General features: G+C 35.2%; 12 protein-coding genes and 1 pseudogene. 2 read left to right on the forward strand and 11 right to left on the reverse strand.

Annotation, left to right across the window (positions count from 1 at the left end):
- From HMPREF0528_RS09600 to pth, 6 genes are all read right to left on the reverse strand, one after another.
- Positions 1-356, reverse strand: a 356-nt coding sequence (locus HMPREF0528_RS09600) for a PP-loop family protein (RefSeq protein ID WP_004895909.1), incomplete at its 3' end; no start/stop codon positions are given.
- Between the two features lie 22 nt (positions 357-378).
- On the reverse strand, positions 379-735 hold the full coding sequence (locus tag HMPREF0528_RS05935) for a S1 RNA-binding domain-containing protein (RefSeq protein WP_004895911.1): 357 nt from the start codon (positions 733-735) through the stop codon (positions 379-381).
- Positions 735-1,112, reverse strand: coding sequence for an FtsB family cell division protein (locus HMPREF0528_RS05940; RefSeq protein WP_004895915.1), 378 nt, complete (start codon positions 1,110-1,112; stop codon positions 735-737). The genes HMPREF0528_RS05935 and HMPREF0528_RS05940 overlap by 1 nt, the downstream gene beginning before the upstream one ends.
- Positions 1,113-1,200: 88 nt before the next feature.
- Positions 1,201-1,443 (reverse strand): RNA-binding S4 domain-containing protein, encoded by a 243-nt coding sequence (locus tag HMPREF0528_RS05945; protein ID WP_012845630.1) that lies wholly within the window; start codon positions 1,441-1,443, stop codon positions 1,201-1,203.
- A 16-nt stretch (positions 1,444-1,459) separates the two neighbouring features.
- Positions 1,460-4,957 carry a transcription-repair coupling factor gene (mfd, locus tag HMPREF0528_RS05950; protein WP_004895919.1) on the reverse strand — a complete coding sequence of 1,166 codons (3,498 nt, stop codon included), beginning with the start codon at positions 4,955-4,957 and terminating at the stop codon, positions 1,460-1,462.
- Position 4,958: 1 nt separating this feature from the next.
- On the reverse strand, positions 4,959-5,516 hold the full coding sequence (gene pth / locus HMPREF0528_RS05955; RefSeq protein ID WP_004895921.1) for an aminoacyl-tRNA hydrolase: 558 nt from the start codon (positions 5,514-5,516) through the stop codon (positions 4,959-4,961).
- Positions 5,517-5,700: 184 nt separating this feature from the next.
- Here pth and HMPREF0528_RS05960 point away from each other — a divergent pair, with 184 nt between their 5' ends.
- Complete coding sequence (locus HMPREF0528_RS05960) at positions 5,701-6,672, forward strand: L-lactate dehydrogenase (protein ID WP_004895924.1); 972 nt, start codon at positions 5,701-5,703, stop codon at positions 6,670-6,672.
- A 146-nt stretch (positions 6,673-6,818) separates the two neighbouring features.
- Complete coding sequence (gene cbpA, locus HMPREF0528_RS05965; RefSeq protein WP_004895927.1) at positions 6,819-7,499, forward strand: cyclic di-AMP binding protein CbpA; 681 nt, start codon at positions 6,819-6,821, stop codon at positions 7,497-7,499.
- A 62-nt stretch (positions 7,500-7,561) separates the two neighbouring features.
- Here the strand turns inward: cbpA and alr are convergent, their stop codons facing one another.
- The 5 genes and pseudogenes from alr to HMPREF0528_RS05990 form a co-directional block, all read right to left on the reverse strand.
- On the reverse strand, positions 7,562-8,692 hold the full coding sequence (gene alr / locus HMPREF0528_RS05970; RefSeq protein WP_004895928.1) for an alanine racemase: 1,131 nt from the start codon (positions 8,690-8,692) through the stop codon (positions 7,562-7,564).
- Entirely contained in the window at positions 8,692-9,051 is a 360-nt protein-coding gene (gene acpS, locus HMPREF0528_RS05975; protein WP_034525271.1) for a holo-ACP synthase, read from the reverse strand. The genes alr and acpS overlap by 1 nt, the downstream gene beginning before the upstream one ends.
- A 75-nt stretch (positions 9,052-9,126) precedes the next feature.
- Positions 9,127-10,581 (reverse strand): degradosome RNA helicase CshA, encoded by a 1,455-nt coding sequence (gene cshA, locus HMPREF0528_RS05980; RefSeq protein ID WP_004895931.1) that lies wholly within the window; start codon positions 10,579-10,581, stop codon positions 9,127-9,129.
- Between the two features lie 15 nt (positions 10,582-10,596).
- Positions 10,597-11,964 (reverse strand): UDP-N-acetylmuramoyl-tripeptide--D-alanyl-D-alanine ligase, encoded by a 1,368-nt coding sequence (locus HMPREF0528_RS05985; RefSeq protein ID WP_004895932.1) that lies wholly within the window; start codon positions 11,962-11,964, stop codon positions 10,597-10,599.
- A 16-nt stretch (positions 11,965-11,980) separates the two neighbouring features.
- Positions 11,981-12,527: pseudogene (locus HMPREF0528_RS05990) on the reverse strand (hypothetical protein); the annotation flags it as partial.

Here is a 12,527-nt window from a genome sequence, read left to right on the forward strand (position 1 = left end):
AAAAGATAATCAGTTTTATACTTTCTTCCAACCTCTGCTAGGAATGCATAACGGTACTCTCTAGCTTTTGCTTCAACCCCAGCTTGCGGATGAAGTTCAACTGGCCACTTTTTTTCTACTAGCTTTACTTTAAGGGCTGAAGTTAATCTTTGTAAAAGTTGGCTTTCTAAAAAGCTATCATCTCTTAGACAATGGTCCAAATGTGCAACAATCAATTGTTCAGATGGATTAGGTAAAAAATTAACCAGCATCTTCAGCAACGCTACTGAATCTGGACCGCCACTTGCAGCCAGTAAAAATTTTTTATTTTTTATTTCAATATTATTTTCAGTAAAAAAAGTTGTAAATTTTGTCATTTTTAGATTAAAAAAGTGACCCCTACCGGTCACTTAAATTCAATTGATTTTTTAAATTAGCTATTTTATCAGTAGATTTCTCTAATAATTTAGCTAGTGGAGTAAAATCTTTACTATCTTTAAATTCATTAGTTGGATCAACTAAATCAGGATTATTTACCTGACTCAATGATAGAGAAATTTTTCCTTCATGATTATTGATCACAACAACACGGATTTCGTCTCCAACACTATACTTCTTTTTAACACTTTCCCACTTATCACCAAAGTCTTTATGGAAAATCAAACCATGATGTTGATGTGGTAAAGTTACAAAAATCCCAAGTTTAGTAATATTATTCACTTTAGCATTGAGCCTTAATCCAATTGGAAATTTCACTAATAATCCTCCTCTTTTTCAGGAAGAGTATAAATTGATTCACCAGATTTAGAATAATAGAACTTATAACGAATTACTTTAGCCACATAATCAGGATCTTTTAAGTCCGCAACTTGTGATTTTAATTTTTTATTAGTTTTGTTAACCTGGTTTAATTCTGCTTTATTAGTTTGAATTTGACTATTAATTCTACCAGTTTGCACATGGACCATAATTAGTTGCAGTCCAAAAATTAAAATTGCAATTGCAAAACAAGCAATAATTCGGTTCTTCCTTACGCGATGAACTTCTTTTTCTTTTCTAGCCGCTTTACGTCGCAAACGTGCTAGGCGTTCCTCATCGCTTAAGGCATTATAAAGTCGTGGCCCTCTCTGCATACGGATGTCCCTGCCTTTTCGTTAATATTCTAAATCTTAATTATATCACCACTTGGTATTAATATAACACCTTACTCTTCCCTTGTCATTAATTAATTAGCTCATACAAATCGCTGGCTTCTGCCTTCTTAGTTGTTTCTCTTAAGTCAAGTACACGAGCTTTTAATTGTTTTGTACCGAATCCGATTTCAATAACATCGCCCAGTTTAACATCATAGCTAGATTTTACTACTCGGTCATTAACTTTTACTCGTCCTTGATCAGCCATTTCTTTAGCAACAGTACGTCTTTTAACTAATCTAGATACCTTTAAAAACTTATCGATTCTCATTACTTTCTTTCTCCCTTTATTTTTGAACAATCTCACTAGCTGATTCTAAGAATGTATGAAGCTCATTAAATAATTGTCTAGTACTCATATTTTTCTCAAGCTCAAGCATTACGTTCAATCTCTTTTGCGGATCCATATTAATTCGTGCTCTTAGAGATACGTGTTCTAGGGCCTTAAAAATATTTGGTCCTTCTAATTCCTCACTAGCCTGATTATTAAAAATGACTTGCAACTTATCATTTGATTTTTGAGTAAGAGATACAACTTGAGCTAAATCTGCATCTGCCTTAACTGTAGATACATTCAAAAGATTTTCTACAGCAAGTGGATAATCACCAAAACGATCAATTAATTCATCTGCGATATTGTCCGCCTCTTTTTGATCATTGATCCCCTTAATTTTCTTATAGAATTCAATTTTTTGTTCTTGATCTGCAATATAATCATTGGGAATATATGCTTCCAAATCAAATTGAACTTCTGCATTAGATTTATTCGCAACTTTTTTACCTTTACGTTTCTTAATTGCTTCGTCTAACATTTGGGCATATAAATCGTACCCAACACTATCAATGAAGCCATGCTGCTGTTTTCCAAGCATATTACCGGCCCCTCTAATTGATAAATCACGCATAGCAATTTTAAAGCCGGATCCTAATTCAGTAAAGTCGCGGATTGCACTAAGCCGTTTTTCACCAATTTCAGTTAAGACTTTATTTGGTTGATAAAGGAAATAGGCATAGGCTAAACGGGCACTTCTGCCTATTCGACCACGTAATTGATATAGCTGACTTAATCCATAATGATCTGCATCTTCAACAATCATAGTATTAACATTTGGCATATCAACGCCAGTTTCAATAATTGTTGTTGTTACCAAGATATCAAATTCGTTTTTTGAAAAACGATACATAATATCTTCCATTTGGTTTTCACTCATGCGGCCATGAATATATTCAATTTTGGCTTCTGGAATCAGTTCTTCTAATTGACTAACAACTTTATCGATATCATCAATCCGATTATGTAAGAAAAATACTTGCCCGTTACGCTTCATTTCTCTAAGGACGGCCTCACGAACAATACTTGGCATTTCTTCCATAACATAAGTTTGAATTGGATAACGGTTAGTAGGTGGCGTCTCCATAACTGAAAGGTCTCGTACTCCTACCATCGACATATGTAAAGTACGAGGGATTGGAGTAGCAGTCAAAGTCAAAACATCGATATTGGCTTTTAATTCTTTTAGCCTTTCCTTATGCTTAACTCCAAATCGCTGTTCTTCATCAATAATTAACAAGCCTAGGTCTTTAAATTGGACATCTTTTGAGAGCAAGCGGTGTGTTCCAACAACCATATCAATCTTGCCACTTTTTACACCTTCAACTATCTCCTTCACTTCAGTAGGAGTTTGAAAACGTGATAAAAGCGCACAATTTACTGGAAAATCTTTAAAACGGTCTTGCATAGTTTCAAAATGTTGTTGCGCCAAAATAGTAGTTGGAGCTAAAAAGGCAACTTGTTTTCCATCCCGAATTGCTTTAAAAGCAGCTCTCAAGGCAACTTCAGTTTTACCAAAGCCTACATCTCCCACTAAAAGTCGATCCATTGGCTTCGGACTTTCCATATCAGCCTTAATTTCTCTAATTGAACGAAGCTGATCTGGAGTTTCAGGATATGGAAAAGCATCTTCAAATTCTTTTTGTAAATCATCATCCGGACTGAAAGCAAATCCTTTTTCAGATTCACGTTTTGCGTACAGTTCAATCAAATCGTCTGCGATATCTTCAACTTTTGACTGAACCCGTTTTTTAGTCTTAGTCCACTCAGAACTTCCCAATTTATTAATATGAGGAACTCTGCCTTCAGAAGCCACATATTTTTGTACTAAACCTAATTGGTCAGCAGGAACAAATAGCTGATCATGATGTTGATAAGTAATAGTGATGTAGTCACGTTTTTTACCGTCTACATCTAAGGTTTTAATTCCTTCGAACCGTCCAATACCATGATTGACATGAACAACATAATCGCCTGGCTTTAATTCATTATAGTTTCTTAACCGTTGAGCATTTTCAAGAGTTTTAACACGTTTGCGGTGATGTGGTCTTTGATTGAATAATTCTCGTTCAGTTAAATAAACCAAATCTAAACTAGGCAAAGCAAAACCATGTGCAAAATTACCTACAGTTATTTGAGCTTTATTTGATAAAAGTTGATCTGCTTTTACAACCGGAATATCAACACCATAATCAACTAAATTTTGAGCGATTTGCTTAGCACGAGTTTCTGAATCAGCTTGCAAAATAACTGTATTTCCTTCATTAGAAAAACGTGTTAGCTCACTTTTAATCAAGGGCATTTGACTAAAGAACTGTTGAACTTCTCGTGTGGTAAAGTTAAGAATTTGATCAAATTTTAATCGTCCCATTCCTTTTTGAAAAAGCGAGAATAAAATCTGAGCTTGCTTTGATTTTTGAACAACTCGCTCAAAACTATGGCGTAATTTTTGACTATTCAGCATTGCTCCGGCTTTTACTTCTTCGGAAATAAAAGCTTCATTTTGAGCATCCACATCAGCTACATTCTTTTTTATGGACTGCCAATCATCAAATAGTAATAAGCCATCTTTATCTAAATAATCAATTAAATTGAAAGATCGCGGAAGTAAATAATCAATCAAAAAGGCATAGTTATCTGGCAAACCACCAGCTTCTAATAAATCAATTGCCTTAACAAAATGATTTTTAACGCTCTCTTTTTCAGCAATTGATTCGCTCATATCCTGCTTTATTTTTTCTACCGCTTCTTGAAAATTATGTGGTGAAAATACTCGATCTAGAGCTGGGCCAATTGAAATACTGTCTATTTCTTCTAAACTACGCTGTGTAGCTGAATCAAACTCCTTTACGGTATCAACTTCATCCCCAAAGAATTCAATTCGAATCGGATTCTCTTGATCCCAAGGATAAATATCAAGAATATCTCCTCGACGAGCAAATTCTCCAGGACGGGCTACAATGCTTTCTCTGCGATATCCTGCCTGCGTAAGCCATTCAGTTAACTTATCTAAGTCGAATTCTGCCTCAGGCTTAAATATCTTTTTTGCCTTAGTAAAATCTCTCGGATCACTCAACTTATACTGTAAGGCTTGGGGCGTTACTACAACAATCCCCGCTCTCTTTTCAGCTAAAAACTCTAAGGTCTGTAATCTTTGACTAAGTTCGTCCGGAGATGCAATAGCCGTTTGAGTAGCAATTGTAGCATCAACTGGGAAGCCAAATACCATATCATCAGGCAATAAGTTTCCTAATTCATCTAAAAGCGTCTGCGCCTTCTCTTCATTATCTTCAACTAAAATCAATGGCTGCTGCCAAGCTTTTAGCATTTGCATCAGTACAGCAGCAAAAGCACCTGAATTTACTCCAGTTAAAAGTGATCTTTTTTCTACTGGAGCTTTTTCAATAAAATTATTTAACTCTTTATCTTTTTTTATTAACTCTGTAATGTTCATTCTAATTATACTGATTCATTAAATATTGGGCGTTCTTCCCTTTAATAAAATCATTAATGACATTCTCACTTGTCTCAAAAGCTGTATCCATCAGTTTTTGCTGGTCATTATTAAAGGGACTTAATACCCAAGAAACAACACTTTCGTTTTCAGGATGGCGAATTCCAATTTTTAATCGATTAAAATTGTTCGTTCCTAAACAAGCCATAATGCTCTTAATTCCATTATGACCTCCTGATTTACCATTTGCACGAATTCTAATCTTTCCAATTGGCATGTCCATATCATCATGAATAACTAAAATATCTTCAGGCTTAATTTTGAAGAAATTGGCTACTTGCGCGATTGATTTTCCCGAATCGTTCATAAAAGTCTGTGGTTCAAGAAAAATCACATCTTCACCATTGATCTTTTGTTTTGTCCATAAGCCTTCAAACTTATCCTTATCTAGAGTTAAACCATTTTTCTCTAAGTAATGATCTAATGCCATAAAACCTGTATTATGCTTAGTCTGATCATATTTTCTACCTGGATTTCCTAAACCTGCAATTAACTTCATTCTTTTTCATCCTCTTTGATAAATATTTCATTCTAAATCTGCTTATTGCTCTTGAGATTATAGCACACGCTTACTTACAAATAATTAATTAGATCTTTAAAATTATATTTTTAATTTTTAAATTCCAATATGATATAATTGTTATTGTTAAATAAATCACTAATATGGAAGGAAGTATTAGCAAATGTCAGAAGAAAAAATTCATAAGATTATTCTTGTTGGTGACGGTGCTGTAGGTTCTACTTACGCATTCTCATTAGTTCAACAAGGTATCGCACAAGAATTAGGTATCGTTGATATCATTAAAGAAAGAACTCAAGGTGATGCTATTGACTTAGCAGACGCTACTCCTTGGATTGCACCAAAGACTATTTACTCTGCAGAATACTCAGACGCAAAAGATGCTGACTTAGTAGTTATTTCTGCTGGTGCTCCACAAAAGCCAGGTGAAACTCGTCTTGACCTTGTTAACAAGAACTTAAAGATTTTATCTTCAATCGTTGAACCAATCGTTGAATCAGGTTTCAATGGTATTTTCTTAGTTGCTGCTAACCCAGTTGATATCTTAACTCACGCAACTTGGAGAATGTCAGGATTCCCTAAGGATCGTGTTATCGGTTCAGGTACTTCACTTGATACTGGTCGTCTTCAAAAAGTTATCGGTGAAATGGAACACGTTGACCCACGTTCTGTTAATGCATACATGCTTGGTGAACACGGTGATACTGAATTTCCAGTATGGAGCTACAACAATGTTGGTGGCGTAAAAGTTAGCGATTGGGTTAAGGCTCACCCAGAAGTTGGTGAAAACAAGCTTGAAGCAATCCACAAGGAAGTTGCTGACATGGCTTACGATATCATTAATAAGAAGGGTGCTACTTTCTACGGTATCGGTACTGCTTTAGCATTCATTACCAAGGCTATCTTGAACAACGAACACAGAGTTCTTCCACTTTCAGTACCTATGGATGGTGAATACGGCTTACACGATATTCATATCGGTACTCCAGCAGTTGTTGGTCGTCACGGTTTGGAACAAGTTATTGAAATGCCATTAAACGCTGACGAACAAGCTAAGATGGAAGCTTCTGCAAAACAATTAAAGGAAGTTATGGACAAAGCCTTCAAAGAAACTGGCGTAAAGGTTCGTCAATAATAATTAAGACTTTTTTCTGTAAGAGAGCATTCACATTTTGTGGATGCTCTTTTATTTTCTAAATTAAAGTTGTTTAATCAGTCTTTAATTTTTATATAAAACTATGGTATAATGGCTTGTAAATTTCAGATGTATGGAGGCTAATCATGCTAATTAAATCTCTTGTCTATAAAAAAGATTACTTAACTACAGTCAACGAAAAAGCTACTCTTGCCGAAGCATTAAAAATATTAGAAGACTCCGGCTTTCGTTGTGTCCCTATTTTAGATGATACAGGAACCATTTTCCGGGGAAACATTTATAAAATGCACATTTACCGTCACAAGTCTCAAGGCGGCGACATGAATCTACCTGTAACTTACTTGCTTAAAAACGCTACCAAAACAATTAAGGTAAATTCACCATTCTTCCGTGTATTCTTTAATATTAAAGACCTCCCATACATTGCTGTATTGGATGAAGAAAACCATTTCTATGGAATTTTGACTCACTCCCGTTTACTAGATATGCTTTCTGATGCTTGGAATATCAAAAATGGTTCTTATGTTTTGACTATTCTTTCAGATAATGATCGTGGTAATTTAGTTAAAATGGCAAAAATTATTTCTAAATATAGTAATATTGCCGGTTGTTTAACTTTAGATGTTAAAACTGGTGAATTAGTTCGCCGTAACTTATTTACTCTTCCTATTGGTGTTTCTCGCGAAACGATGACTGCTATCGTCAACCGACTTGAAAAGAAAGGTTTTGTTGTTGCTGAAATTGAAGATCTTCAATCAGGTCTAACAATCCGTAGCGCAGAAAAACCTGGAGAATTAAAAGACTAATTATCTTGATTACTATAGTAAAAAAGCTTGTTTAGCCAAATTGGTTAAACAAGCTTTTATTTTTAATTTTCGTAATATACACGTGGTAAACGATCATTTAATAAGCAAGCAACTTCATAATGAATTGTGTCAACATAATCGGCCGCAGCTTTAATATTATTTTGATCATTAGGATTAGAAGAAATGATGGTTACTTTGGTCCCTACTGGCATCTTTTTAGGCATCTTAACCATAAATTGATCCATACAAATTCGGCCAACAATTGGACAGTACGTATCTCCCACTTTAACCTTGAAACCTTGAAATTTTCTAATAAAACCATCTGCATAACCAACGGGTACGGTTCCAATAATTGTATCTTCATCTGCAACAAAGGTCGAGCCATATCCAACACCATCACCTTGGTGAATTGTCTTAACATGAGTTAGTTCACTTTCAAATGACAAGGCCGGCTCTAACGGAATATTTGATTTTAAGTCTGGAGAATTGGGATTAGAAGAAGGATTTAAACCATAAATTCCAATACCAAATCTAACTAAATCACTTTTAATTCCATTATGAAAAATACTTGCTGCCGTATTATCAACATGAATCCACTTTGGCTTTACAGTAAGCAAGCTCTTCATATGATTAAATTTTTCACATTGATGTTTGAAATAAGTTTCATCACTGCTATCAGCAGAAGCAAAATGGGCAAACATTCCTTCAATAAAGAAATTATCGTTATTCTCTAAAAACTCATTAGCGGCAATAAAGTCTGCATATTCATTAAATCCGATTCTACCCATCCCGGAATCAATACCTAAATGAATCTTTAATTGCAAATTTGCATCTTTTAAGTACTTCTCTGCTTCTTTAAGCCATTCTAAGTTTGGAACAGTTAATGAAACGTTATTTACAGCAGCAATTGGAGCATATTCAGGAGAAACAACGCCTAAAACTAAAATTGGTTTTGTAATATCTGCACGTCTTAACTCTAATGCTTCGTCCAAAATTGCAACGCAAAAGCCAGCTGTTCCTACCTTATCTGCAACTCTAGCTACTTCTACTGCACCGTGTCCATAACCGTTAGCTTTTACAACTGCAAGCATCTTTTGTCCGGGCTCTAGATGCTCCATCTCATTTTCAAGATTTCTTTTAATAGCGCCCAAGTTTACCTTTACTACGGCTGGGCGATGAATTCCTGGAACCATTAATCTAATTCCTCCAAAACTACAACTGTTATAATCTCATGATCATCATGTGTGATACTAGGAAAAATATTTCCAGAAAACTTTGTCGAGGTCATTACTGGATGCCCTAAGTCATCCCATAATGTTTCAATATCTTGAAAACCAACATATTTGCCTAATCCAGTTTCCATTGCCTTTGAAAAAGATTCTTTTAAAGAAAAACGTCCACCAAGATACTCTACCTTGCGCTTTCCTTTTAATTGTTGATATTGTTCAAATTCTTTCGGAGTTAATACCCTTTTAGCAAATTTATCGCTTTTTTCAACTATCTTTTTCATACGTTCAACTTCAACTGAGTCAATTCCTACGCCTCTAATCATTATTTTCACCTCACACATTGATACATTATATTACAAAAAAGAGCTGTAGCAACTACAGCTCTCCAGTAACAAAAATTAATCTTTTTTCTTTATAACGAAATCATGCTTTCTACCACCTTTACGGGCACTAGGCTTACGATGATATCGTTCATTTCGATCTCCACCACGTTTGAAATTACGTTTAAAGTTTCGATTATTACCATGCTTTGATTTAAATGGTAATGGCTTTTCAGGTGTAATTTTTACTTTTACACTATCTGCATCTTTAGACAAGTCCTTCAATAAAGCGGCCACTAAATCAATCGCAGAATAATCGTCAAGAAGTTGAGATGCTTCTTCAGTATATTTAGAAAGATCGCTATCAAGCAATTCTGCTACTTTTTTATTAGCTGCACTTAGCTGACCTTTAAATGCTTCTTCATCAGTTGGTGGCTTAAGTGGCATCATCTTTTTATGCGTTAATTGTTCTATAGTACGCATATAGCCAATTTCATTTGGAGTAACAAAAGTTACAGACATTCCGTTCTGGCCAGCACGTCCAGTTCTACCAATACGATGAACATAAGAATCTGGATCCTGCGGAATATCATAGTTATAAACATGACTTACCCCAGAAATATCTAATCCACGAGCTGCCACATCAGTTGCAACTAAAATATCTAGCTTACCTTTACGGAATCTCTTTAACACGCTCATTCGCTTAGCTTGAGAAAGATCACCATGAATTCCAGCAGCGTTATATCCACGTGCTTGTAGCCCACGTGTTAATTCATCAACACGTCTCTTGGTTCTGCCAAAAATAACAGCTAAATCAGGATTTTGAACGTCAATTAAGCGACATAGGATGTCGAACTTTTCATTTTCTTTTGCTCTCACAAAATACTGATCAATTAAATTAGCAGTTAATTCTTTTCCTTTAATTTTTACAATCTCAGGATCATTCATGAATTTTTCACCAATTCTTAAAATTGGCTTTGGCATTGTAGCAGAGAAAAGTAATGTTTGATGTTTACTTGATGCATATTTCAAAATACTTTCAATATCTTGAATAAATCCCATATCAAGCATTTCATCTGCTTCATCTAAAACAATTGTTTTGACTTTAGAAATATCAATGGTGCCACGTTTTAAATGATCAAGCAAACGTCCAGGTGTTCCTACCAAAATTGCTGGTGTTTGCTTTAAAGCACGAATCTGACGTCTAATATCAGCACCACCATAAACTACTTGAACGCGAGCTTTTTCATCACGACCTAAACGGAACAACTCTTCTTGGGTTTGAATAGCCAATTCACGGGTAGGTTCAATAATAATAGCTTGAATTGAATCGTGTTGCTTATCTAAGTTTTGTAAAATTGGCAAACCAAAAGCAGCAGTTTTACCAGTCCCTGTCTGGGCTTGACCAATTACATCTTTTCCCTCCAAAACTAGGGGAATGGTTTTTTCTTGAATTGGTGTAGCTTCTTCAAAACCTGAACGCTTAATAGCTTTTAAAATTTCAGGTTTTAAGTTCATTTCAGAAAATTTCAAATATCTAATTCCTTCCTACATGAGACGGTCTAAAACCTTTTCCAAATGCATCCCATGTGATCCCTTTAGCATTACAATATCAGCTGGCTTAATATCATTCTTTAAGTCATCAATCATATGATTCATTTGATCTTGTGGATAATAGTGCAAATTTTCTTCTGGGTACTTATCAACAAGAGCATCATATAAGTTTTTCATCTCTGGACCATATAAATATAGTTCATTAATAATTGCTGGATCCAAGCTAGCGGCAAGAGACGCATGAAGATCGGCTGATTCATCCCCAAGCTCTAACATATCACCTAAGACAGCAATTCTGCGCCCACCATCTTCGACCATTACTTGTCCAAACGAAGTCGTAACAGCCCTAACCGCAGTTGGATTTGAGTTGTAGACATCATCCATAATTGCTTCGCCTACATCACCCTTCTTCCATTGCATTCTATTTGCTGTTGGAGTGAAGTTAGCTAAAGCTTGGGCAATTTGTTCATCATTTTCACCAAAATGGCGTCCTACACTAATAGCTGCAAGAGCATTAGAGACATTATGTTTTCCAATCATTGGAATCTTAAATTGCTGTGTTGACCCATTTACTTCAAAAGTAGCATGGTGCATGTAAGATCTAAATGTAGTGGCAAAAACAGTATCTTCTTCTCTAAAACCAAAAGTACTCTTTTCTTGCTTAATCTTAGCTGCACGCTCTTCTAGTAAAGGTTCATCGCCATTGTAAATAAACTTACCGTCTTCTTTTAAGAAGTCAGTAATTTCCATTTTAGCGTCTGCAATCTTATCTCTAGTACCAAAGAACTCAATATGAGCTTCACCAATCATTGTGATGACACAAACATCGGGTCTTACTAATTCACTTAAATGATGTAATTGTCCAGGGCGATCCATCCCCATTTCAAGAACTAAAATTTCAGTAGATGGTTTCATCTCTAAAATAGTTACAGGTACCCCAATTTCATTATTAAAGTTAGCCTGTGTCTTATGCACATTAAATCTTTTTGATAAAACCGCTGCAACCATATCCTTAGTTGTAGTTTTACCATTAGATCCAGTAATTCCAACAACAGTTGGATTAACTTTACCTAAGTAATATTTAGCTAAATTTTGAAGCGCAGTTAGCGGATCTTCCACTTCAATAACTGGCACATCAGTAGGCATACCCTCATGTCCTTTTTTCCAAAGGGTTGCTTCTGCTCCGTTTGCCATTGCATTAGATACAAAATCATGCCCATCCCTTGCACCATCTAAGGGAATAAACAAAGAATTGGGAGTTGCTTTTCTTGAGTCAAAAACAACAGAGGTAATGACCTTATCTTCTCCCATATTAACTGAACTATTTAATGCTTTAGCGATCTCAGCAAGTTGCATTTTCATAATAAATAAATTACTCCTACCTAAAATTGCATGTACTCCTATTATACTGACTTATCGCAGTCAGAAAAAGGGTCTCACGCATATCAATAAAAATTATACCACAGATCCTGACTGCAGTAGTTTGAGCAATACCTGGAATACTTTCTAATATCTCCAAGTCACGATTAGGCAAGCTTTTAGCTATCCTTACCATCTGATTTACTAGGTCTTGTCTTCGCTTATTCAAATCTATTAAACGTTGAGCATAGTATCTTACCTCATCAGATTCAACGCTTTTACAGGGAGCTACAGGATAAGTCTTTTGAGATAGAGCAATTAACTTTAAAGTAAATTTATTAGCCTTTTTAACTTGAAATCCTGGCAATTTTATAAGTTTGGTGTAGATTTCAAGTTCTGTTAGATCATTTACTATCTCACAGGGAGGATACATTTTAACAATTGACCAATAATTGAAGCCTTTAGCCGTGTTAAATAATTGTTCAAGCTCTGGAAAAGTAAATTGTAAAACTTTATGAAGCCGGTTTTTAGCCATTACAATATCACTGGTCAATTGATCATAAAAA

This window comes from Lactobacillus johnsonii ATCC 33200, assembly GCF_000159355.1.
Classification (GTDB): Bacteria; Bacillota; Bacilli; order Lactobacillales; family Lactobacillaceae; genus Lactobacillus; species Lactobacillus johnsonii.